The organism is Streptomyces sp. NPDC018000 (genome assembly GCF_044328025.1).
Classification (GTDB): domain Bacteria; phylum Actinomycetota; class Actinomycetes; order Streptomycetales; family Streptomycetaceae; genus Streptomyces.
This window is the reverse complement of sequence record NZ_JBIRGM010000002.1, coordinates 721,213-744,996: the sequence shown is the minus strand read 5'-3', so window position 1 is coordinate 744,996 and position 23,784 is coordinate 721,213. Positions and strand designations below refer to the sequence as shown.

Here is a 23,784-nt window from a genome sequence, read left to right as displayed (position 1 = left end):
GGCGAGGGGCCGGTGCCTGCGTGCGCTCAGACACGGTGGCGGCGGGCAAACTGCTTCTCGGGCTCAGCGAAATAGGCCCAGGGCCAGCTGGTGCAGGCGCCGTCGAGCGCCTGGAAGACGCGCCGGACCGTGTGGCGCTCATCGGCCAGCGACAGGGCCATGGCGAACGTGTTGAAGTCGTGCTGCCATCCCGGGTGCCGCGCGTAAGCGGGGTGGAGGATGCTGTGGTCGGCCGCGTCCCTCAACTCTGCCTGGATCTCCGGAGTTTCGAGGCAGTCCGCACGGTCCGACTCGACCCATTCCTCGATGTACGCCATGGCGATCACGCAGCCGAGCCGGTGCCCCTGCGGGGCACGGGCGAGCGCGTCACGGGCGAACGCCAGGGCCTGGCCCAGCTCGCCGCCCCAACGCGGCTGCAACTGCGACAGCCACTCGACGTGGGTATCCAGGTCCAGCGGGTCGCGGCGCAGGGCAGCGTCGAGCCGGGTCTCGTTGACGGCAAGTCCCAGCGACATGCCGCGGCCGGAGGTGAGGAGGCGGCGCCACGGTGTGACCCACTCCGGCCGCAACTCGGCGGCCTCGAACAGCTGCTCCTCGGCGATGCGCAGCCGCTCGTGGAAGACCCGCCACTGCTCCTGCGTGACGTTCACGGCACGCGCGGCAGTACGCGCTTCCCAGCCCCAGCTGATGTAGCGCGCCCCGGATATCAGCAGAGCCGTCGCCCGGTGCTCCTTGTCCTCCTCGACGGCCCGGCCGATCCAGTCCTGCACACCGTCCAAGTCGGCCAGCTCACCCAGCACTTGGTGGTCGCGGCCGAGATCGAAGGGGGCCAGCGCCGCCTTGACCGCCTCCCAGTCACCCGCGTCGGCCCACTCCACCAGCGCGAGCACCCGCTCGTCCCCGAGCGCGCGCAGCTTGTACATTCCGTTCTTCTGCCTGCGCGGAACGGGAAGGGCGTGCGGATCCGCCGCCGGTCTCTCCCCACGCCCGCCGAACAGCTTGCCGAACATACCGCGCCCTCCCCTGGTCCCGCATGATCGTCCGGTGCAGCATAAGCGGCCCCACCGACATCGCCTCCCCAGGGTGTTCACGGGTGCTTCACGAGTCCGGCCCCGGCTCCGCCCTCTCTCTGTGGGCGTCGCCGTCGCGTCCGCTGAATGACAAAACCCCATGAATGACAAAACCCCAGCTCGGGTTGGATTCCGACCTGGGGTTTCAAACTGAGCCGCCTTCGGGATTCGAACCCGAGACCTACGCATTACGAGTGCGTTGCTCTGGCCAACTGAGCTAAGGCGGCACACCCTGTCGCACCATGGTGCGATCAGCAGCGTCGCCAAGTCTACACAGTTTCCGGGGGTGCTCCGTACCAGCCCGGCTCTGGACCGTTTTCGCTGGTCAGTGGTGGGCCGGACGGGATCAGGAGCACATCGTGCCGTCGGCCGGCGGGGTGCCGTCCAGGAGGTAGGTGTTGATCGCCGTGTCGATGCAGTCGCTGCCGCGGCCGTACGCCGTGTGGCCGTCACCGCGGTAGGTGAGGAGGGTGCCGGAGGAGAGCTGGCCGGCCAGGGACTCGGCCCACTTGTACGGGGTGGCCGGGTCGCGGGTGGTGCCGACCACGAGGATCGGGTCGGCACCCTTGGCCTCGATGCGATGGGGGGTGCCGGTGGGGCGGACCGGCCACTGGGCGCAGCTCAGGGCGGACCAGGTGAAGGTCCTGCCGAAGACCGGGGACGCCTTCTCGAAGCCGGGAAGGGCCTGGGCGGCGGCATTGGCGTCGGCGAAGGCGGGCGGCAGATCCAGGCAGTTCACGGCGGCGTTGGCGGACATCAGGTTCGCGTACCTGCCGTCCGGCTTGCGTTCGTAGTAGCTGTCCGACAGGGAGAGCAGGCCGGAGCCGTCGCCCTTCTCGGCGGCGGTGAGGGCATCGCGGAGCTTCGGCCAGGTCGACTCGTCGTACATGGCAGCGACGACTCCCATGGTGGCGAGGGATTCGGTGAGCTCGCGGGAGGTGCCGGTGGGGATCGGCTTGGCGTCGAGGCCTGCGAAGAGCTGCTTCAGGCGGGTGGCCGCGTCGGCGGCGGAGGTGGTGCCGAGCGGGCAGTCGGCTTTCTTCACACAGTCGGCGGCAAAGGACTGGAACGCCGTCTCGAAGCCTGCGGTCTGGTCGCGGTTCACGTCGACGGCGGGGAGCGAGGGGTCCATCGCCCCGTCCAGGACCAGGCGGCCGACCCGGGCGGGGAAGAGCTCGGCGTACATCGCACCGAGGTAGGTGCCGTATGACGCCCCGACGTAGTGCAGCTTCTCGTCACCGAGCAGGGAACGCAGCATGTCCATGTCGCGGGCCGTCTCGACGGTGGAGACATGCGGGAGGATCTCGCCCGAGCGCCGCTCGCAGCCGCTTGCGAACTCCTTGTAGGCGTCGCGCAGCCTGTCGACCTCGGCTGCGTCGTCCGGGGTCTGGTCGACCTGGGTGTGGGCATCCATCTGCGGACCGGTGAGGCATTCGACGGGCTCGCTGCGGTCCACGCCGCGAGGGTCGATGGCAACCATGTCGTAGCGGGCCCGGACCTGGGCGGGGTAACCGATGGCCGCGTAGCTCTGGAGATAGCCGATGGCCGAACCGCCGGGGCCACCAGGATTCACCAGGAGGGAGCCGATCCGCTTGCCGGGCCCGGTGGCCTTCGCGCGGGAGACGGCCAGCTTGATGTCGCCGCCGTCCGGCTTCTCGTAGTCCAGGGGCGCCTTCATCGTCGTGCACTGGAATCCCTCGGTGCCGCAGTCCCGCCAGTTCAGCCGCTGCGCGTAGTACGGCTTGAGCGCGGCGGGTACGGATGCGACGGACGGCGAGGCGGTCGTGGAACTGCCGCCGCTGCAGCCGGAGACGAGGAGGCCGGCAGTGCCGAGCGTGGTGGCAAGCATGCGGAGCGGGCGCCTGGTGTCCATCCCCGGAGCGTAGTCGCCGTATGACGGCCCACCCGATTTCCTGCTCGTAAGGGTGAAAAGCGGTGACAAACGGTGACGTGCGGACATGCGGTGACGTACGACGACAAGTGCGGCACCGAGTGGCGATGGGCGAGGCGATGCGTGGGCTCAGCCCGCACGCAGCGCCATCGTCATCGCCTCCACCGCGAGCAGCGGTGCCACGTTGCGGTCCAGCGCCCGACGGCAGGCGATCACCGCCTCTATCCGGCGCAGGGTGCGCTCGGGCGTGGAGGAGCGGGCGATGCGGTCGAGGGCGTCCTGTGCGTCCATGTTGGCGATGGCGATCCGCGAGCCCAGCTGGATCGCCAGGACGTCGCGGTAGAAGCCGGTCAGGTCGCTGAGCGCGAGATCGAGGCTGTCGCGCTGGGTGCGGGTCCTGCGGCGCTTCTGCCTGTCCTCCAGTTCCTTGATCACACCTGCCGTGCCGCGCGGCATCCGCCCCCCGGCGGCGGCGCCGAGAGCGGCCTTCATTTCTTCCGTCTCCTTGGCGTCGACCTCCTCCGAGACCTGCTTGGCATCATCGGTGGCGGTGTCGATCAACTCCTGGGCGGCCTTGAGGCAGCCTCCGATGTCCTCGACCCGCAGCGGAAGCTTGAGCACGGCGGCGCGACGCGAGCGGGCCTTCTCGTCGGTGGCGAGGCGGCGGGCCCTGCCGATGTGGCCCTGGGTGGCACGGGCGGCGGACGCGGCCCGCTCCGGATCGATGCCGTCGCGCCGGATCAGGACGTCGGCGACCGCGTCGACCGGGGGCGTGCGCAGCGTGAGGTGACGGCAGCGGGAACGGATGGTGGGCAGCACGTCTTCGAGGGAGGGCGCGCAGAGCAGCCATACCGTGCGCGGCGCGGGCTCCTCGACCGCCTTCAGCAGGACGTTCCCCGCGCCTTCGGTGAGCCGGTCGGCGTCCTCCAGGACGATGATCTGCCAGCGGCCGACGGCCGGGGAGAGCTGGGCGCGGCGGACCAGCTCGCGGGTCTCCTTCACACCGATGGAAAGCAAGTCCGTACGGACCACCTCGACGTCGGCGTGTGTACCGATGAGACTGGTGTGGCAGCCGTCGCAGAAGCCGCAGCCCGGTGCCCCGCCGAGGGCCCGGTCCGGGCTGGTGCACTGGAGGGCGGCGGCGAAGGCGCGGGCGGCGGTGGAACGGCCGGATCCCGGCGGGCCGGTGAACAGCCAGGCGTGGGTCATCTTCGACCCCGAAGGCACTGGTTCCCCCGCGGAGTGGGCGGTGACCAGCGCATCGGCGTCCCGGGCGGCGGCACCGAGCTGTTCCTGCACCCGGTCCTGACCGACCAGGTCGTCCCATACGGTCATGGGTCACCGCCCTTCCGGTGGTGTGTGCGGCTGCGCGGCGGTCGTGCGGCGCGGTCGCGCGGCTGTGATGCCGCTGCTTGTCGGTCCGGCTTCCCCGATCCGACTCCCATTGTGGGGGACGGATCCGACAGTCCCGGCAGCACGGGCGGGCCGGCTGCCGGGCGGGCCCGCCCGGCAGCCGTCGCGGATCAGGGGCGCGGGTGGTGTCCCCGGCCGGAGGGACCCGAGTCCTCGTCGTCGCGGTGGTTGCCCAGCAGTTCGTCCGCCAGCGTCGGCAGATCGTCCAGCGGGGTCTCCTCGGCCCAGTCGGGACGAGAGCGCCGGCCCCGGCGCTTTGGCTGTTCCGAACGCTCCTGGCCGTCCCAGTGGTCCTGAACCGGCTGCGGGGCGGCCGCGTGCGGGTCGCTGATCTGCGGAAGCTCGCGCGTGCGCTCGTTCTCGCTCTCCGGAGCGGAGCCGGCCGGGCGCTCGTCACGGAAGATGCCCCTCGGCACCCGGTCCGCCGGATTCGCGTCCCGAACGTCCCGAACATCCCGAACATCCCGCGTGTCCCGAGCAGCCTGGGCGTCGCGTACGTCCCGTACCGGAGGAAGAACCGCCGTCTCATCCGCGGCCCCCGTCGCCCCAGGGCGCCCGGACCTGTCGGAGGGCCGGTCGTGGACCTTCGGAATCATTGCCGTCTCGGCCTCGGCGGAGGGCGAGGACGGGCTGACCGGCGAAGGCACCGACTGCGTCACATCGTTCGGGTTGACGATCGGTGTCGGCACCGTGATCTCGTTGTCCGGCACGGACTCCGCCGCCCGGGCCGTCTCCGCCGCGGCAGCCGCCTCGGCCTCGGCCTGCCGACGGGCCTCCTCGGCCCGCAGCAGCGCCTCCTCCGCCTTGCGCTGCTTCTCCAGCCGCCGTGCCTCGGCCTCCTTGCGCAGCCGGGCCTCCTCCTCGGCCTGCCTGCGCAGCCTGGCCTGCTCGGCCTCGCGGGCCGCTTCCTCGGCCGCCAGCCTGGCCCTCTCCTCCTCGGCCAGACGCCTGGCTTCCTCGGCCCGCTGCCGGGCCTCCTCCGCCTGGCGTTCGGCCTCGCGCCGCTGTGCCTCCTCCAGCTCGCGGCGCTTGCGCTCCTCCTCCTCGGCGCGGAGCTTGGCGAGCTGTTCCTGCCGCTCGCGCTCCAGCCGCTCCTCCTCGGCCTTGCGGGCCGCTTCTTCCTCGGCCTTGCGCCTGGCCTCCTCCTCGGCGGCCTTGCGCGCCTCCTCCTGGGCCTTGATCTCGGCCTCGGAGAGCGGAAGGAGCTGGTCGAGCCGGTGGCGTACGACCGTGGTGATCGACTCCGGATCCTGGCCCGCGTCCACCACCAGGTAGCGGCTCGGGTCGGCCGCGGCCAGCGTCAGGAACCCCGACCGTACCCGGGCATGGAACTCGGGCGGCTCGGACTCCAGCCGGTCGGGCGCCTCGGTGAACCGCTCCCGCGCGGTCTCCGGATCGACATCCAGCAGCACCGTCAGATGCGGTACGAGTCCACTCGTCGCCCAGCGCGAGATCCGGGCGATCTCGGTCGGAGAGAGATCACGGCCCGCGCCCTGGTAGGCGACCGACGAGTCGATGTAGCGGTCGGAGATGACGATCGCGCCGCGCTCCAGCGCCGGACGGACGACCGAGTCGATGTGCTCGGCGCGGTCGGCGGCGTACAGGAGTGCCTCGGCCCGGTTGGAGAGCCCGGCCGACGACACATCGAGCAGGATCGAGCGCAGCCGCTTGCCGACCGGGGTCGCTCCCGGCTCGCGGGTGACGACGACCTCGTGGCCCTTGGCGCGGATCCACTCGGCGAGCGCCTCGACCTGGGTGGACTTGCCGGCGCCGTCGCCGCCCTCCAGGACGAGGAAGAAACCGGTAGCGGCGGGTGCGACGGCCGGGTCGCCGCCGCGCAGTGCCTCGCGCAGATCGCGGCGCAGCGGCACTCCGGAGCGGTCGTCCGTCTTGGCGAGGACGATCGCGGCGACGGGCAGCAGCAGTGCGCCGATCAGCATCAGGGTGAAGGCCGCTCCGCCGTGGGCGAAGACGAAGCCGCCGGAGGTCAGCCGGTGGGTGCCGATCGCGGCGGCCAGCAGTGGGCCCGCGAGCGCGCCGAGCGCGATGAGGACCCGTACGACGGCCTGGAGGTGTTCGGTGGTCCTGGCCCGGCGGGCCTCCTCGGTCTCCTGGTCGACCAGGACGTGACCGGTGCCGGCGGCGACACCCGCCGCGTATCCGGCGAGCACCGCGATCATCAGCACGGTCGCTGTGTCCGGCACGAGCCCCATGGCAAGGAGTGCGATGCCCGTGACCGCGGTGGCCAGCGCGAGCAGCCGGCGCCGCGACAGCGCGGGCAGCACCTTCCCCGCGGTTCGGATGCCGACGCCCGTGGCGCCGGTCAGGCCGAGAATCAGCAGAGCGAAGGTGGCGGGGCCGCCGCCCAGGTCGGCGGCGTGCAGTACGGCGACGGCGGCAGCGCCGGCAATGGCTCCGGCGACTGCGGCCGAGGCGCCGACGAGCAGCGGTACGGATCCGGTGCGGCCCTTGTCGGGTCCGCTGCCGGTCGACGGACGGCGCAGGCCCTCCAGCGGCGAGCGCGGACGGGGCGTCTGTGTGCCGGGCAGTTCCAGGAAGTACAGGATGGAGACCGAGGCCGAGAAGAGCCCGGCCGCGACGTACGAGCCGAGGGCCGCCTGGTGGAGCGAGAACCACTCCACGCCCGAGCCCAGCAGATTGCCGATGAGCGTGGCGATCAGCAGGACGGCCGCGGCGGCCGGAATGGCGGCGAAGTCGGTACGGATGGAGAGCCGGCGCAGTGCGTCGAGGCGGTCGGGCAGCGGGCGTACCGCGGCGCCTTCGGGGGGCGGGGCGGGCAGCAGCGCGGGGGCGGCGCCGTCCTTGGCGACCGTCCACAGGCGTTCGGCGGCGCCGACGACGAAGACGGTGATGAGGATCATCATGAGTGCCTTGTCGGGCATCCAGTCGATCCACAGCGGGGCGACGACCAGCAGCGCGAGCCGCAGCCCGTCCGTCCCGATCATCAGCCACCGCCGGTCCAGCGATCCTCCTGGCGCGGTGAGCGTCGTCAGCGGCCCCAGGAGTACGGCTCCAAACAGCACCGTGGCAAGGATCCGGGCGCCGAACGCCGCGGCGACGGCAAACGCCGCCCCGCGGTACCCGGCTCCGAATGAGCCCTCAAGGACCGCCGCTTGCAGCGACAGCAGCACCAGCACGAGAAGGGCGAGTGCATCGCCGATACTGCCGACGAGCTGGGCGCTCCACAACCGCTTCAGCGGGGGAACACGCAGCAGGGCTCGTACGGCGCGCTCGCGTGAGTCTGCGGCAAGTGTGTCGGAGATGGGGCTCACGACCGTTGGCTGCTCGGCTCGCGTCATCCGCCCAGCCTATCCGGAGTGGTGGGGTCCCCGGAGGTCCCGCCCGAACATATGGTCGTCCGAGGTGGGGTGCGGGGGCACCTCCAGTCCCTCCGGCGCTCGATGGCGGGATTCGGGGCAGAGCCCCGGTTCCGGGAAAGGGCGGGCAGGGAAGCAGGCCCGCCTCAGGCGCCCCACCCTTGCCCCCCGACCACGCGGCCCCGGTACACAAACGCCAAAGGGACTGGAAGGCCCAGCCCCTTTGGCGATCGGTCGTACGGTCAGTCCTCCACAGACGCCGCGGTCGTCTTCTTCGCCGCAGTCGCCTTCTTGGCGGCGGTCGTCTTCTTCGTGGTGGCCGTCTTCTTCGCCGCAGTCTTCTTGGCTGCCGCAGTCGTCTTCTTGGCCGCCGTCTTCTTCGCGGTCGTCTTCTTCGCGGTCGCCTTCTTGGCCGGGGCCTTCTTCGCCGTCTTCTTCTTGGCGGGCCCCTTGGCGCGCTTCTCGGCGAGCAGCTCGTAGCCGCGCTCCGGCGTGATGGTCTCGACGCTGTCGCCGGTTCGCAGCGTCGCGTTGGTCTCGCCGTCGGTGACGTACGCGCCGAAGCGCCCGTCCTTGACCACGACCGGAGCCCCGCTCACCGGGTCGGTGCCCAGCTCCTTCAGCGGCGGCTTGGCGGCCGCGCGGCCGCGCTGCTTGGGCTGGGCGTAGATCGCGAGGGCCTCTTCGACGGTGATGTCGAAAAGCTGTTCCTCGGAGGTCAGCGAACGCGAGTCCGTGCCCTTCTTCAGATACGGGCCGTAGCGGCCGTTCTGCGCGGTGATCTCGACGCCGTCGGCGTCCTCACCGACGACACGCGGCAGCGACATCAGCTTGAGCGCGTCGGCCAGCGTCACCGTGTCCAGCGACATCGACTTGAAGAGCGAGGCCGTCCGCGGCTTCACCGCGTTCTTGCCGGTCTTCGGGGTGCCCTCGGGCAGCACCTCGGTGACGTAGGGGCCGTAACGCCCGTCCTTGGCGATGATCTGGTGCCCGGTGACCGGGTCCGCGCCGAGCTCGTAGTCGCCGCTCGGCTTCGCCAGCAGCTCCTCCGCGTATTCGACGGACAGCTCGTCGGGCGCCAGGTCCTCCGGCACGTCCGCGCGCTGGTGGCCCTCGGCGTCCTTCTCACCGCGCTCGATGTACGGGCCGTACCGCCCGACGCGCAGCTTGATGTCGTTGCCGACGGGGAAGGAGGAGATCTCCCGGGCGTCGATCGCGCCGAGGTCGGTGACGAGATCCTTCAGACCGCCGAGGTGGTCGCCGTCGCCGTTGCCCGCGGCGGAGGCCGCGCCGCTGACGGCGTCGTCGCCCTCGCCGAAGTAGAAACGCCTCAGCCACGGCACGGCCTGGGCCTCGCCCCGCGCGATGCGGTCGAGGTCGTCCTCCATCTTCGCGGTGAAGCCGTAGTCGACGAGCCGGCCGAAGTGCTTCTCCAGCAGGTTGACCACGGCGAACGAGAGGAAGGACGGGACGAGCGCCGTGCCCTTCTTGAAGACGTAGCCGCGGTCCAGGATCGTGCCGATGATCGAGGCGTACGTCGACGGGCGGCCGATCTCGCGCTCTTCGAGCTCCTTGACCAGCGAGGCCTCGGTGTAGCGGGCCGGCGGCTTGGTGGCGTGGCCGTCGACCGAGATCTCCTCGGCGGACAGCGCGTCGCCCTCGGCGACCTGCGGGAGGCGCCGCTCACGGTCGTCGAGCTCGGCGTTCGGGTCGTCGGCGCCTTCGACGTACGCCTTCATGAAGCCGTGGAAGGTGATCGTCTTGCCGGACGCGGAGAACTCGGCGTCGCGGCCGTCGCTCGCCCGGCCACCGATCTTGACGGTGACGGAGTTACCGACCGCGTCCTTCATCTGGGAGGCGACGGTCCGCTTCCAGATCAGCTCGTAGAGCCGGAACTGGTCGCCGGTGAGGCCGGTCTCGGCCGGGGTGCGGAAACGGTCGCCGGAGGGGCGGATCGCCTCGTGCGCCTCCTGCGCGTTCTTGACCTTCCCGGCGTACGTGCGCGGCTTGTCCGGCAGGTAGTCGGCACCGTACAGCTGCGTGACCTGCGCCCGCGCCGCGGAGACCGCGGTGTCCGAGAGGGTCGTGGAGTCGGTACGCATATAGGTGATGAAGCCGTTCTCGTACAGCTTCTGCGCAACCTGCATGGTGGCCTTGGCCCCGAAGCCCAGCTTCCGGCTCGCCTCCTGCTGGAGGGTCGTGGTGCGGAACGGGGCGTACGGCGAGCGGCGGTACGGCTTCGACTCGACGGACCGTACGGCGAACGTGGCGTCGGCGAGCGCGGCGGCAAGGGCGCGGGCATTCGTCTCGTCCAGGTGCAGCACCTGGCCGGAGCCGGACTTCAGCTGCCCGTCCGGACCGAAGTCACGGCCCTGGGCGATGCGGCGGCCGTCGACCGCGCTGAGGCGGGCGGCGAGGGCCGACGGGTCGGAAGCGTCACCGGCGCGGCCGGTGGCGAAGGTGCCGGTCAGGTCCCAGTATTCGGCGGAGCGGAAGGCGATGCGCTCGCGCTCCCGCTCGACGACGAGACGGGTCGCCACGGACTGCACGCGGCCGGCCGACAGGCGCGGCATGACCTTCTTCCAGAGGACCGGCGAGACCTCGTAGCCGTAGAGACGGTCGAGGATACGGCGGGTCTCCTGGGCGTCGACCATGCGCTGGTTGAGCTCGCGCGGGTTGGCGACGGCCTCCCGGATCGCGTCCTTGGTGATCTCGTGGAAGACCATCCGGTGGACCGGGACCTTGGGCTTGAGCACTTCCTGCAGGTGCCACGCGATGGCTTCGCCCTCGCGGTCCTCATCGGTGGCGAGGAAGAGTTCGTCGGACTCGGCGAGGAGCTGCTTGAGCTTCCTGACCTGCGCCTTCTTGTCCGCGTTGACTACATAGACAGGCTGGAAGTCGTGCTCGACATCGACGCCGAGCCGACGCACCTCGCCGGTGTACTCGTCAGGGACCTCTGCGGCGCCGTTCGGCAGGTCGCGGATGTGCCCGACGCTCGCCTCGACGACGTATCCGGGGCCGAGGTAGCCCTTGATCGTCTTCGCCTTGGCAGGCGACTCGACGATGACGAGTCGGCGGCCGCCCTGTGCGGTCTCGCTGGTCGGGGACAACTTCGCTCTTCTCTCCGGTCGACACTCGGTGGGCATCCGGGCAGCGCGATGACGCTGCCGACGGTGCTGTCGCTGCGGAGTGTGACGGTACAACCCGCCCCCGTGTCAAACGGCAAAAGCCCGCAACGGCCACTCGAACGGTAACCCGACTTCCGCCATTCCTGCCGCCCGGACTGCCCGTTCCGCGGTGCATGCGACCGCTGCCTGCGGGTTTCCGGTTGCTGCGGCGGCGCTGCGGCGGCGCTGCGGGCGTCGGCGGCGAGCGGCGGACCATCCGGGCGTGTTCCCTGTCACTGCCCGCCGTGCTCTGCGGTTCCCGGCCCAGTCCGGCGGGAAGTGGATCAGATGCGGGTGAAGCACCACACACCGAGGACGAGAAAAAGTACGCCGAACACAGTGGCGAGAGCGGCGGACGCGACGGGGCTCACACCGTGCGCCACCGGCGCACGGTGGTGCACGCGCGCCCCAGTCCACAGCAGCAGCGCGGCGCCGAACAGCGCGAACGCTGTTCCGGCGAAGACAGCAGGTCCGCTCTCCACGTCCGTACGCCTTCCTGTCCCTGATCGGCCGGGGCCTACGCCATCCGGTCAGGGGGAGGCTGCCACCCCAGGGCGTCGCGTACGCGAACCCCGGGTGAATGGCCGGATTCACACATCTGGAGAGCGCAGGACCGAGGCCGGAACCGGAACCGGGACCAGGGCCAGGGGCAGGGGCAGGGGCAGGCCCGAAGCAACGCCATCAGCTCGTCGGCGGCACCGGCTCCAGGAAGCCTTCCTCCACCAGCAGTCGGATCGCCTGCGGGGTGCGGTCACGCAGCAGCACGGGGTCCTCGCTCATCAACTGGGCGATCGCGTCCAGGATCCGGCCGGCGGGCAGCGTCCCGTCACACACGCCCGCGAAGCCGGCGCCGACGGCGTCGACCTTCGTCGCACGCCGCATGCCGCGGTTCTGACGCAGCACCACATGCTCGGGGTCCTCCGCGCCCGGAAGCCCGACCTGCTCCTGCACGACCTCGGCAGCTAGGGCGAAATGCCCGGCCAGGAGCGCCGCGTCATCCTGTTCACGGAGGTAGTCCTGGCGGGCGAAGTGGGCCTGGACGGCCGGTCCCAGCGGCTGCTCCACCGCGTGCGGCCACTCCTCGATCACGACGGACGGGTTCCCGGCGGCAGCCGCGGCGGACTTCCGCAGGGTGATCCAGCCGAAGCCGATGCCCTTGGTCTTGCGGGCCTCGAACTCGTCAAGCCAGGCGTCGTACCGCGCGGCGTACTCGGCGGGGTCCGTGCGGTGGTCGCCGCTGTCGCGCAGCCACAGCTCCGCGTACTGCGTGACGTCCTGGACCTCTCGCTGCACGATCCAGGCGTCGCAGCCGTACGGCACCCAGGAACTCAGCCGGTTCTGCCACTCCTCGCCCTCGATGTGCTGCCAGTTGGCGAGGAAGTGGGCGTATCCGCCTTCGTTCAGCCGGTCGCCCGTCTGCTGCACCAGGGTCCGGCACAGGTCGTCGCCGCCCATGCCGCCGTCGCGGTAGGTGAGGCGGGCGCCGGGCGAGATGACGAACGGCGGGTTGGAGACGATCAGGTCGTACGTCTCGGTTCCGACCGGCTCGTACAGGGAACCCTGGCGCAGTTCGGCCGGGGCGACGCCGGACAGGGCGAGCGTCAGCCGGGTGAAGTCCAGCGCACGCGGGTTGAGGTCGGTGGCCGTGACCCGGGTGGCGTGCTGCGAGGCGTGCAGCGCCTGGATACCGGATCCCGTACCGACATCGAGCGCGGAGGCGACAGGCGTACGGACGGTGATCCCGGCGAGCGTGGTGGACGCCCCGCCGACTCCGAGGACCACACCCTCCTCGCGCGAACCGATGCCGCCCGCGCCGCCGACCGCGCAGCCCAGGTCGGAGACGATGTACCAGTCCTGTCCCTCGGGCCCGCTGTACGGGCGTACGTCGACCGTGGCCCGCACCTCGTCGCCGGTCCGGGTCACCCAGCCGCCCTCGATGCACTCGGCCAGTGGGAGCGCGGCACGGGCCCGCTCGCACGGGACGGGCTGCTGGAGCAGGAAGAGCCGCACCAGTATCTCGAGCGCGGAGTCGCCCCGGGTGGCACGCAGCGCCGGAACCGTCTCGCTGCGGGCGAGGGCGGCGTAGGCCGGCGCACCGAGCAGGTCGAGGAGCCCGTCGGCGGTGAAGACGGCGGCGAGCAGGGCTTCGCGGAGCCGGGGCGAATGGTCGGGCGCGGGAAGACTGGTCGTACTCACCCACCCATTGTGGCCGCTCCCACCGACAACGGCAGCGGCCCGGCGCCCACCGGGGCCGCCGGGCCGTCCGTACAACCGCTGCTTCCGCTACAACCGCTCGGTTACGACTTCTTGCTCGGCGAGGCCGAGGGGGAGGCCGACTCCGAGGAACTGGCATTCGGCGGCGCCGAGGCCGTCGGCTTCTGGCAGCCCTTCTGCTTCGCCATCGCGGTGCCGACCTCGCCGGACTGGAGCTTCCTCAGTGCCTCGTCACCACTGGTGCTGATCTTGTTCAGCTCGTCCGCGATGCCCTTGAGACCATCGGCGAACTTCGCCTGGTCCTTCGTGTCGAGGGCATCGACCCTCTTCTGCAGGTCCGCGTACGCCGCGGAGGATGCGTTGAGCTCCTTCACGGCCTCCTTATGCGTGGTCTCGCCGCCCTCGACCGGCGGCGCGCCCGCCGAACCGACAGCCGTGCCCAGCGCCTTGTACGCCTGCGAGATCTGCTGGAAGGCGGCCGAGTCGGTCCTCTGGACATCGGCGGGCTTGCTGTTGTCGGCGGTCTGCTGCTGGATGGCGGCGTTGGCGTTCGCGATCTTCTGCAGTTGGGGCTGGACCTGGTCGCAGACCGTCTTGGCCCAGTCGTTCACCTTGTCGCTGTTGTCGTCGCTGCTGCAGCCCGACAGCGTAAGTACCAGTACCGCACCGCCGGACAGCGCGGCCGCAACCTTCTTGTTCACCGGATCGGTCCCTTCCAAGACTCTCGGCCCGGAACTTACACGGCGAGCGCCATCCACCTGGAGGCCAGACGTCCTATAAGTGGCCTTTTGTAGCCATTTGCACCAAGGGAAATGAGGGAGATACAACTCACCCACACAGCCCTTCGGGCACTGGAACACTTGTGCGAACAAGCCCACGGACGAGCGTATCGGCCGGCGTAGCGAGATCAGCACACGACCGGGCGGACGACACTTCAGGGTGCGTCGCCCGCCCGGTCCTTGAGCCGTGGCCGGCTACATGCCACCGGCCTCTTCCCGTCGCCGCGTCACGAAACAGCCGCCTGGTCGGCCGATTTGGCGGGTCCCCCGCCACCGTCGGCGGGGTTCTTCTCGTCCCCCACGGCGATCCCGCGCCGTTTGGAGACGTAGACCGCGCCGATGATGACGGCGACGGCGAGCACCGCCACCACCGCCCGTACGCCGATGCTCGCGTCCTGCCCGTAGCTGAACTGCACCACTGCCGGGGCGATGAGCAGTGCGACCAGGTTCATCACCTTGAGCAAGGGGTTGATCGCCGGTCCTGCCGTGTCCTTGAACGGGTCGCCGACCGTGTCACCGATGACGGTCGCGGCATGGGCCTCGCTGCCCTTGCCGCCGTAATGACCGTCCTCGACGAGCTTCTTGGCGTTGTCCCACGCTCCACCGGAGTTGGCGAGGAAGACCGCCATCAGTGTGCCGGTACCGATGGCGCCCGCGAGATACGAACCGAGCGCCCCGACGCCGAGCGTGAATCCGACGGCGATCGGTGCCAGGACGGCGAGCAGGCCGGGCGTGGCGAGCTCGCGCAGGGCGTCCTTGGTGCAGATGTCGACGACCCGCCCGTACTCCGGCTTCTGGCTGTAGTTCATGATCCCGGGATGCTCGCGGAACTGCCGCCGCACCTCGTAGACCACGGACCCGGCGGACCGGGACACCGCGTTGATCGCCAGCCCGGAGAAGAGGAAGACGACCGCGGCACCGAGGATCAGGCCCACCAGGTTGTTGGGCTGCGAGATGTCCAGACTGAGTGCCATCTCCCCGGCCCTGGCCCCCACGCCGTCGACCGCCGTGGCGATCGCGTCGCGGTACGAGCCGAAGAGCGCCGACGCCGCCAGTACGGCGGTGGCGATGGCGATGCCCTTGGTGATGGCCTTTGTGGTGTTGCCGACGGCATCCAGGTCGGTCAGGACCTGAGCACCGGCGCCCGTGACGTCACCGGACATCTCCGCGATGCCCTGCGCGTTGTCGGAGACCGGCCCGAAGGTGTCCATGGCAACGATGACACCGACGGTGGTGAGCAGCCCGGTCCCCGCCAGGGCCACCGCGAAGAGCGCCAGCATGATCGACGAACCGCCGAGCAGAAACGCCCCGTAGACGCCGAGGCCGATCAGCAGCGCCGCGTACACGGCGGACTCCAGACCGATGGAGATACCGGCGAGTACGACAGTGGCCGGACCGGTCAGCGAGGACTTGCCGATGTCCTTGACGGGCCGCCGGTTGGTCTCGGTGAAGTAGCCGGTCAGCTGCTGGATCAGGGCGGCCAGGACGATGCCGATGGCGACGGCGACCAGGGCGAAGACCCGTGGGTCGCCGCCGTGCGAGGTGATGGCGCGGTCGGTGACGCCTTCCAGATCCGCATACGAGGACGGCAGATAGACGAACACGCCCACGGCCACCAGGACGAGCGAGATCACCGCGGAGATGAAGAATCCGCGATTGATGGCGGTCATCCCGCTGCGGTCGGCGCGCCGCGGGGCGACCGCGAAGATCCCGATCATCGCGGTGACCACGCCGATAGCCGGGACGATCAGCGGGAAGGCCAGTCCGGAGTCGCCGAAGGCGGCCTTGCCGAGGATGAGCGCGGCGACGAGCGTCACGGCGTACGACTCGAAGAGGTCGGCCGCCATGCCCGCGCAGTCACCGACGTTGTCGCCCACGTTGTCGGCGATGGTGGCAGCGTTGCGTGGGTCGTCCTCCGGGATGCCCTGCTCCACCTTGCCGACGAGGTCGGCGCCGACGTCCGCGGCCTTGGTGAAGATGCCGCCTCCAACCCTCATGAACATGGCGATCAGCGCAGCGCCAAGACCGAAGCCCTCCAGAACCTTGGGCGCGTCGGCGGCATAGACGAGGACGACACAGGAAGCACCGAGCAGCCCGAGGCCCACGGTGATCATGCCGACCACGCCACCGGTACGAAAAGCGATCTTCATCGCCTTGTGCGAAACAGCGGTGAGATCTTTTTCGGGTTCACCTTCTGCGGGGGTCGCCTCACGCGCAGCAGCAGCCACTCGGACATTACTGCGTACGGCGAGCCGCATCCCGATGTATCCGGTGGTCGCCGAGAAAAGCGCACCCACCAGGAAGAACAAAGAACGGCCCGCGCGCTGCGACCAATTGTCGGCCGGAAGCAGCAGAAGCAGGAAGAAGACCACGACGGCAAAGACGCCGACAGTACGCAACTGCCGGGCCAGATAGGCATTCGCCCCTTCCTGGACGGCGGCCGCGATCTCCTTCATACGGTCGGTGCCCTCACCGGCCGCCAGCACCTGGCGCACCAGCAGCCGGGCGACGACCAGCGCGGCGATGGCGACGACCGCGACGACGACCACGATGACGCGGTTGTCATGGGTGAGCACCGCGGCCGCGAGAGATGCGGGTCGGCCGGAAGGTGTGGAAAGTGCGGAATCGTGCGTCAGTCCTGCCAGTGGGGTGTTGAAGAACTCCGCCATACGTCCTCCTTGACGCTCAGCGCTCAAGACGTGGACGGATTGTAAGGAGTGGGAGCCGATCAAAACAGTGCACGGTAAATGCAATTGACCTGCACGGGCGGATCGGCAAATGATCGCGGCTGCGAATCGACTCGAATGCAGTAACGGGGCAAGCGCATTTTCTGTAGATCAATGATCACACAGAAATGAAAAAAGGCCCTGCTTGGCAGGGCCTCAAAAGGCGGATCAAGAAATGGATCGCGAGATGGATTCGGAGGGATCGGGACGGCCGGACCGCCCGTGACGCCTGCGGCGCCTCAGGGAAGCAGCGTCACGGGCGTCTTCGGCCAGCTCATGCGGATCACTCCGCCGTTGGCCCCCGATCTGACTTCCACATCATCGACGAGGCCGCTGATGACCGCGAGACCCATCTCGTCCTCGCCATCGGCGTCGGCGCCGGAATCCGGCCCATCGAGTCCCACTCCGGGCGTGGCGCCGCGTGTCGCGGAGGCCCCGGCGGGTCCGCCGGGAGCGGGCTCGGCGCCCGGTCCCGGCACCTCGTCGCCGACCTCGATGGAGAAGGACTTCTCCTCCTCGGTCAGAAGGACGGAGACGGGAGCGGTGATGCCATGGCTGCGGTGCAGCCCGACTGCGCGGCTGCAGGCTTCACCGACGGCGAGTCTGACCTCGTCGAGCACGGCCTCATCGACCCCTGCCCGGCGCGCCACGGCAGCTGCCACGAGGCGGGCCGTCCTGACGTGTTCGGGCTGGGCACTGAAGCGGAGTTCAACGGTGGCCATGCGATCCCCCTCAGACATACGGGCGTGCATCCCAGGGGCCGGGCAGGCCGCCCGACACCCCTGCTCTTCTTCCGGTCTTCATCCGGCTCTTGTTCCCGTCTTCTTCCGGAACCGTCTTCTTCCGGAACCGGCGAAGCCGCCGGCCGACCGGCTTGGCCGCCGACCGTCGGCTCACCGACGGACAGCTACCGACCGACAGGCAAACGGCCCACTCCGAAGTGACCGGATGCCAAACGGTCGGCCGACAAACAGCTGGTCGGCAGACGACCAGTCGGCTGACCGACCGGACGCCGACCCGTTGCCGAGCGGTCGGGCACTGGCTACCCAGCTCCCGTCCACTGACCGCCCGACCGGCCGACTGCCTGAAACAACCGGCGGTCAGGCCGCCTGCGTCACACCGGCCGCCGGTCACGGCTACCGGTACACCGACCTCGCTCCGGACCGGCCGCGGACCGACCGTCAGTCGGTGGCCGCAACTGCCTCGTCGACCGTGGTGTGAATCGGGAACACCTTGGTCAGACCAGTGATCCGGAAAATTTTCAGAATGCGCTCCTGGTTGCAGACCAGGCGCAACGAGCCCTCATGGGCCCGGACACGCTTCAGGCCGCCCACGAGCACGCCGAGGCCGGTGGAGTCGAGGAAATCGACGCCTTCCATGTCGACAACCAGGTGGTAGCTGCCGTCATTCACCAACTCGACCAACTGCTCGCGCAGCTTGGGCGCGGTATACACATCAATCTCGCCACCGACCTCGACGACCGTACGGTCGCCACCAGGGCCGGACACATTGCGAGTCGACAAGGACAGGTCCACGGATCCTCCAGCACCTTGCTATCGAGCGGTCGCCCCTCAGTCTCCCCGGCGGAGCCAGGGGACGGATCGCCAGCCGCGATGGCATTCAATCACTTACCAGCAGCCATGCACGACGCCTTGGGACCATTGTCCGTCACGCCAGTGACACACTCGGTGTCGATGGCCAAGAATCACCGCCCCAGTCGACCACCCGAGAACAGGGACTCCCGCCCCTCTCCCGCCATGGTCCTCGACCGGCTCGCCGCAGCGGCGGACCGGTCCGCGCGCATCACTCATACGGAGCACTTGCCCCCGCGTACGGGAACCCATGCCATCTGGCCCGATCGCATCCGGCCAGATGTGATCGCCGCGATCCAGAAGGCCGGAATCGACCACCCTTGGGCGCACCAGGCGGCAGCAGCCGAGCACGCTCTGGACGGCGAGTCCGTGATCATCGCCACCGGCACGGCGTCCGGCAAGTCGCTCGCCTACCTCGCCCCGGTGCTCACCGTCCTGCTTGACGGCTCCGCGGCCCCGAACGGCCGTGGCGCGACCGCCCTGTATCTCGCCCCCACCAAGGCCCTGGCCGCTGATCAGAGGCGCGCGGTGAAGGAACTCGCGGCACCGCTCGGCAACGCCATCAGGCCCGCGGTCTACGACGGCGACACCCCGGTCGAGGAACGCGAGTGGGTGCGCCAGTACGCCAACTACGTCCTGACCAACCCCGACATGCTGCACCGCGGGATACTCCCGTCACACCCCCGCTGGTCCTCCTTCCTGCGCGCCCTGCGCTTTGTCGTCATCGACGAGTGCCACACCTACCGGGGTGTCTTCGGCTCCCACGTCGCCCAGGTGGTGCGCCGGCTACGCCGCCTGTGCGCCCGCTACGGAGCGAATCCGGTCTTCCTCCTCGCCTCGGCCACCGCGGCGGAGCCCTCCGTCGCAGCGGGCCGCCTCACCGGTCTCCCGGTCAGGGAGGTCACCGACGACGCCTCGCCGCGCGGCGAAATGGTCTTCGCCCTGTGGGAGCCGCCCCTGACCGAGCTGCACGGCGAGAAGGGCGCACCCGTCCGCCGCACCGCCACTGCCGAGACCGCCGACCTACTCACCGATCTGACCGTCCAGGGCGTCCGCTCGGTCGCCTTCGTACGCTCCCGGCGCGGCGCCGAACTGATCTCCGTCATCGCCAAGGAACGTCTCTCCGAGGTGGACCGCTCCCTGCCCGCCCAGGTCGCCGCCTACCGCGGGGGCTATCTCCCCGAGGAACGCCGCGCCCTGGAGCGTGCCCTGCACTCCGGCCGGCTCCTCGGTCTGGCCGCCACCACTGCCCTCGAACTCGGCATCGACGTTTCCGGCCTGGACGCCGTCGTCATCGCGGGCTATCCCGGCACCAGGGCATCGCTGTGGCAGCAGGCAGGCCGCGCCGGACGCTCCGGCCAGGGCTCCCTGGCCATCCTGGTGGCCCGTGACGACCCGCTGGACACCTTCCTCGTCCACCATCCCGAGGCGCTGTTCCAGCAGCCCGTGGAGTCGACCGTCCTCGACCCGGACAACCCGTACGTCCTCGCCCCGCACCTGTGTGCCGCCGCTGCGGAGCTCCCGCTCACCGAGCCCGACCTGGAACTCTTCGGCCCCGCCGTGCCCGAACTGCTGCCGCAGCTGGAGGCCGCGAAACTGCTGCGCAAACGGGCATCCGGCTGGCACTGGACCCGCCGTGAGCGCGCCGCCGATCTCACCGACATCCGCGGCGAGGGCGGCCGACCCGTCCAGATCGTCGAGGAGGGCACCGGCCGGCTGCTGGGCACCGTCGATGAATCGGCCGCGCACACTGCCGTCCACGAAGGCGCCGTCCACCTCCACCAGGGCCGCACCTATCTGATCCGGAAGCTGGATCTGGAGGACTCGGTGGCGCTGGTCGAGGAGGCCGACCCGCCGTACTCGACCACCGCACGCGACACCACCGCCATCGCCGTCCTGGAAACCGATACCGAGATCCCGTGGGGTGACGGCCGGCTCTGCTACGGCTCCGTGGAAGTCACCAACCAGGTCGTCTCCTTCCTGCGTCGCAAACTGATCACCGGCGAGGTCCTCGGCGAGACCAAGCTGGATCTGCCGCCCCGCACTCTGCGCACGCGCGCCGTTTGGTGGACGGTCACGCAGGACCAGCTCGACGCCGCCCGTATCAACCCGGAGATCCTGGGCGGCGCCCTGCATGCCGCGGAGCACGCGTCGATCGGGATGCTGCCACTCTTCGCCACCTGCGACCGATGGGACATCGGTGGAGTTTCCGTGCCGTTGCACCCGGACACCCTGCTGCCCACGGTCTTCGTGTACGACGGTCATCCGGGGGGTGCCGGATTCGCCGAGCGGGCCTTCCACACCGCCCGTGCGTGGCTGACCGCGACCCTCCAGGCCATCGCGTCCTGCGAATGCGAGGCGGGCTGCCCGTCCTGCATCCAGTCCCCCAAGTGCGGCAACGGCAACGATCCGCTGCACAAGCGGGGCGCCGTGCGCCTACTCAGCGAGCTCCTCCGGTCCGCGCCGCCGGCCCCCGGAGGGCCGAGCTCTCCGGAACCGTCACAGGCGGTGGCTCCGGAGAGCCGGGAGCAGCCGCCGGAGGGCCGGCCCGGGACCTGACCGCCGGTTCGTACGGCCCGGAACTCACCCGAGCCGTCACATCGGCGATCTCCCCGCGCACCGTGCACCGCACCAGCACCGCCCCCTGCGCCGCAGCCACCTCCTCGGCCGCCCCGCACGCCTCCTCGGGCCCTTGCAGGGCCCGGTCGGCCGCAGCCAGGGCTGCCAGGTCCGCCGCACCGGCGGCCCGGTGCCGAACGACCACCACCTGTCCGAGCGCCAGCACGACCGCGAACACCGCGCACAACGTGGCCGTGGTCATCGCCACCCACACCGTCGCCAGGCCTCTGTCCCGGTCCGGGTCCCGGCCTCGATTCCGACCGCGATCCCCGCTCCTGTACAGCCACCCGAAGGCAGCCTTCCGGGCTCCCCCGCCTGTCCCGGTCACGGCGTCACCCCCACCGTGTCCTCGGCCAGTGCTGCCGCCTCCGCATGGAGCTCGAGGGCCAGTGGGCCGGGTCCGGGCATCGGCGCCACCACTCGTACCCGCCACAGGTCCCCGGCCCGCTCCATCGCGACTTCGGCCCCACCGGGTGCCGCCGAACGAGTGGCTTCCAGCACCTGCGCCTCGGGTTCCGAGCGGGCCGCCGCCCTCGCCCCGGCCCTGGCCGCGTCCACGCACCGGATCTGGGCGGAGGCGGCCATCAGCGCCCAGACCAGCGCCAGGGCGAACACCACCAGCACCGGAATCGCCATAGCCGCTTCCGCCGTCACCGCACCCCGGTCTCCGCCCCCGCACATGGTCCTGGAACGATCTCCGGCGCACGCCCCGGAACCGCTCCTAGAACTTCGCATCGAGCGCTTCCTTGAGCAGTGACTGCAGTGCGGACATGACCGGCTGGCTGGTGACCACCTTGTAGAGCACCGCCGCGAACGCACAGGCCGCGATAGTCCCCACCGCATATTCGGATGTCGTCATTCCGCTGTCCGACCGGACTCGGCGCACCATGCTCTGCACCCAGCCCCTGATTCGCTGCGCCATTTCAACCCCCGCAAAATGCGTAATTCATATCGAGTAGATAATTACTAGTACTTTTCTTTCATCCGGTGTGAAGCAGGCCGGTCGCCAGACCGATCACCACCGGCGCCACTCCGACCGCCAGGAAAGCGGGCAGAAAGCAGAGCCCGACCGGTGCGGTGATCAGCACGCCTGCCCGCTTGGCGCGCGCCACGGCCGCGCTCGCCCGCTCCGCCCGCATCGCCTCGGCCAGCCGCGCCACCGGCTCCGCCGCCGGAGCCCCGGTCGATCCCGCCCGGTCCAGGCAGCGGGACAGCGCACCCGCGCCCGGTATCTCCCCGAAGCGCCCCCAGGCCACAGCAGGTTCACCACCGAGCCGGATCTCCGCCGCCGTCTGCACCAGACGCACGCCGACCGATCCGCCCAGCGACTCCCCCACCGCCTCCGCCGCCTCTCGGGGCCCTGCTCCGGCCGAGATGCAGGCCGCCAAGAGGTCCGCTGCCAAAGGGAGCTGACGCACGACCTGCGCCGCTTCGACAGCACCGACGCCCGATTCGCGGTTCCGCCGCGTCAGCTGCCACCTCCAGGCGCCGTACGAACCTGCCAGTCCGGCCGCAAACCCCGGCAGGCCGCCGATGAGGACCCAGCCCATCGCCACAGCGCCCAGTGGCGCGATCCATTCCTTCACCCGTGCGCCGGGCACCGCCCGCCCGCGCCGACGCTTCTTTGGGCCGATGGCCAGCAGCACCGCACCCCGGCGGCGTACCATCCGCCTCCGCCGCCGGGCCGCCAAGGCGAGAACCAGATACATGACCGTGCCCAGAACCGCCCACACTGCCGCCACCCGGTGGACGCCTTCTCCGGCGGCCCCGTTCATTCCGCCTCCCCCGCCCGTACGATCCGGCCGGCCCAACAAAGCCCGATCGCCTCCAGCAACCCACCCGCCACCAGACAGACCAGCCCGGCCGGTGTGTGCAGCAGCACCTTCAGCGGATCGGCTCCGAGCGCCGCCCCCAGCCCCAGACCCAGCACCGGCAGCAGCGCCAGCACAGCCACCGTCGACCAGGCACCCGCCAGTTGGGCCCGCAACTCCTCCTGTCTGCGCCGCTCTGCCCGCAGCGCACCCTCCAGACGGTCCAGGCCCGCCGCGAGCCCGGCCCCGCCGTCCACAGCCACCCGCCAGCAGGCCGCCACCCCGGCAAGCCCGTCCAGACCCGGCTCCCGAGCCGCCTGCCCGAGCGCCCTCGGCACATCGCCACCGAACCGCGCCGCGGCGGAGACGCCAGCCTCCGCCGTTCCCATCACCCCGGTCCCGCGGACAGCGACGAGCAATGCCTGCCCCGGCTCGTGTCCGGCCCGCAGCTCACCCACGACGGCACTGCACAGCGCGACCACCCCATCGGCCCGGCGTTCCCGCTCCTGCGTCAGGGCCCGTCTCCGCAGCCACCGCCGCACCAGCGGCACCGCCACCGCCACCGCCAGCACCGGCAGCAAGGATTCCCCCAGCACAGCGATGGCCAGCGCCACCGGCAGGCAGAGCCACTCCCGCCGCGCCCGCAACCGTTCCCGGGACCAAGCCCGGATCCGCCCCCAGCGCTCACGCAGCGGCGACTCAACCACCCCGTCGACGAACAACAACCGCGCTCGCCGACGCCCCTGGTCCTGTACCACCATCAGCCAGGCCGCCGCCCCGAGGCACAGGACCGCCGCACAGTTCGCGGCCACCGACAGACCCGCCGTCGCGCCACCGCTCACAGCGCACCCCCGATCAGCGTCCGCAGCCGTCCCCAGCCCCGCTCCTGCACAAATCCGTCGGCGCCCCAGCGCAGCGCCGGCACGGTCACCACCAGCCCAGCCACATCCCGCTCCAGGACCTGCACCTCGGCGATCCGACGTTGCCCGGCCCGGTCCCGTACGAGATGGACCACCACCGACAGCGCGGCCGCCAACTGGCTGTGAAGTGCCGTCCGGTCCAGTCCTGCCGCCGTCCCCAATGCCTCAAGGCGGGCCGGAACATGCTCGGCAGCATTGGCGTGAACCGTCCCGCAGCCGCCTGAGTGCCCCGCCTAACCGTGCA

The 23,784-nt window shown here is 70.4% G+C and carries 17 protein-coding genes, 1 tRNA gene and 1 pseudogene; 1 reads left to right on the top strand and 18 read right to left on the bottom strand.

Annotated features, from left to right (window positions below):
• Positions 1 to 26: 26 nt before the first annotated feature.
• The 12 genes from ACH4EW_RS07950 to ACH4EW_RS07895 all read right to left on the bottom strand — a co-directional run bounded on the left by ACH4EW_RS07950 (position 27) and on the right by ACH4EW_RS07895 (position 18,133).
• Positions 27 to 1,010, bottom strand: coding sequence for a hypothetical protein (locus tag ACH4EW_RS07950; RefSeq protein ID WP_398252964.1), 984 nt, complete (start codon positions 1,008 to 1,010; stop codon positions 27 to 29).
• 213 nt (positions 1,011 to 1,223) lie between these two features.
• Positions 1,224 to 1,297, bottom strand: a tRNA-Thr gene (locus ACH4EW_RS07945).
• Between the two features lie 119 nt (positions 1,298 to 1,416).
• Positions 1,417 to 2,943 (bottom strand): alpha/beta hydrolase, encoded by a 1,527-nt coding sequence (locus tag ACH4EW_RS07940; protein WP_398252961.1) that lies wholly within the window; start codon positions 2,941 to 2,943, stop codon positions 1,417 to 1,419.
• Between the two features lie 147 nt (positions 2,944 to 3,090).
• Positions 3,091 to 4,296, bottom strand: a complete 1,206-nt coding sequence (locus ACH4EW_RS07935) for a DNA polymerase III subunit delta' (protein ID WP_398252959.1) — start codon at positions 4,294 to 4,296, stop codon at positions 3,091 to 3,093.
• Between the two features lie 188 nt (positions 4,297 to 4,484).
• Complete coding sequence (tmk, locus tag ACH4EW_RS07930) at positions 4,485 to 7,694, bottom strand: dTMP kinase (protein ID WP_398252956.1); 3,210 nt, start codon at positions 7,692 to 7,694, stop codon at positions 4,485 to 4,487.
• A 260-nt stretch (positions 7,695 to 7,954) separates the two neighbouring features.
• The gene (gene topA, locus ACH4EW_RS07925) at positions 7,955 to 10,822 is read right to left on the bottom strand and encodes a type I DNA topoisomerase (protein WP_398252953.1); all 2,868 of its coding nucleotides are present in this window, start codon (positions 10,820 to 10,822) and stop codon (positions 7,955 to 7,957) included.
• Positions 10,823 to 11,163: 341 nt separating this feature from the next.
• Entirely contained in the window at positions 11,164 to 11,361 is a 198-nt protein-coding gene (locus tag ACH4EW_RS07920; RefSeq protein ID WP_398252950.1) for a hypothetical protein, read from the bottom strand.
• 199 nt (positions 11,362 to 11,560) lie between these two features.
• A complete protein-coding gene (locus ACH4EW_RS07915; RefSeq protein ID WP_398252948.1) occupies positions 11,561 to 13,075 on the bottom strand; it encodes a methyltransferase in 1,515 nt (504 codons plus the stop codon).
• A 101-nt stretch (positions 13,076 to 13,176) separates the two neighbouring features.
• Positions 13,177 to 13,794, bottom strand: coding sequence for a small secreted protein (locus ACH4EW_RS07910; protein ID WP_398252945.1), 618 nt, complete (start codon positions 13,792 to 13,794; stop codon positions 13,177 to 13,179).
• A 305-nt stretch (positions 13,795 to 14,099) separates the two neighbouring features.
• Complete coding sequence (locus ACH4EW_RS07905; RefSeq protein ID WP_398252942.1) at positions 14,100 to 16,541, bottom strand: sodium-translocating pyrophosphatase; 2,442 nt, start codon at positions 16,539 to 16,541, stop codon at positions 14,100 to 14,102.
• A gap of 296 nt (positions 16,542 to 16,837) precedes the next feature.
• Entirely contained in the window at positions 16,838 to 17,320 is a 483-nt protein-coding gene (locus tag ACH4EW_RS07900; protein ID WP_398252939.1) for an ATP-binding protein, read from the bottom strand.
• 459 nt (positions 17,321 to 17,779) lie between these two features.
• On the bottom strand, positions 17,780 to 18,133 hold the full coding sequence (locus ACH4EW_RS07895) for an STAS domain-containing protein (RefSeq protein ID WP_003967428.1): 354 nt from the start codon (positions 18,131 to 18,133) through the stop codon (positions 17,780 to 17,782).
• A 78-nt stretch (positions 18,134 to 18,211) separates the two neighbouring features.
• Between ACH4EW_RS07895 and ACH4EW_RS07890 the strand changes: the two genes are divergently transcribed.
• Positions 18,212 to 20,749 carry a DEAD/DEAH box helicase gene (locus ACH4EW_RS07890; RefSeq protein WP_398252935.1) on the top strand — a complete coding sequence of 846 codons (2,538 nt, stop codon included), beginning with the start codon at positions 18,212 to 18,214 and terminating at the stop codon, positions 20,747 to 20,749.
• On the opposite strand, the gene ACH4EW_RS07885 is transcribed toward ACH4EW_RS07890, so the two are convergent.
• The 6 genes and pseudogenes from ACH4EW_RS07885 to ACH4EW_RS07860 all read right to left on the bottom strand — a co-directional run.
• Positions 20,631 to 21,011, bottom strand: a complete 381-nt coding sequence (locus ACH4EW_RS07885) for an Rv3654c family TadE-like protein (protein WP_398252933.1) — start codon at positions 21,009 to 21,011, stop codon at positions 20,631 to 20,633. The two genes, ACH4EW_RS07890 and ACH4EW_RS07885, sit on opposite strands and share 119 nt — an antisense overlap.
• 122 nt (positions 21,012 to 21,133) lie before the next feature.
• Complete coding sequence (locus ACH4EW_RS07880) at positions 21,134 to 21,490, bottom strand: TadE family type IV pilus minor pilin (RefSeq protein WP_398253344.1); 357 nt, start codon at positions 21,488 to 21,490, stop codon at positions 21,134 to 21,136.
• A 40-nt stretch (positions 21,491 to 21,530) separates the two neighbouring features.
• On the bottom strand, positions 21,531 to 21,731 hold the full coding sequence (locus ACH4EW_RS07875) for a DUF4244 domain-containing protein (RefSeq protein ID WP_398252930.1): 201 nt from the start codon (positions 21,729 to 21,731) through the stop codon (positions 21,531 to 21,533).
• Between the two features lie 58 nt (positions 21,732 to 21,789).
• Positions 21,790 to 22,584 carry a type II secretion system F family protein gene (locus ACH4EW_RS07870; RefSeq protein ID WP_398252927.1) on the bottom strand — a complete coding sequence of 265 codons (795 nt, stop codon included), beginning with the start codon at positions 22,582 to 22,584 and terminating at the stop codon, positions 21,790 to 21,792.
• The gene (locus tag ACH4EW_RS07865; RefSeq protein WP_398252924.1) at positions 22,581 to 23,462 is read right to left on the bottom strand and encodes a type II secretion system F family protein; all 882 of its coding nucleotides are present in this window, start codon (positions 23,460 to 23,462) and stop codon (positions 22,581 to 22,583) included. Before ACH4EW_RS07865 ends, ACH4EW_RS07870 begins: the two co-directional genes overlap by 4 nt.
• Positions 23,459 to 23,770: pseudogene (locus ACH4EW_RS07860) on the bottom strand (ATPase, T2SS/T4P/T4SS family); the annotation flags it as partial. The pseudogene ACH4EW_RS07860 and the gene ACH4EW_RS07865, both read right to left, overlap by 4 nt.
• Positions 23,771 to 23,784 lie beyond the last annotated feature (14 nt).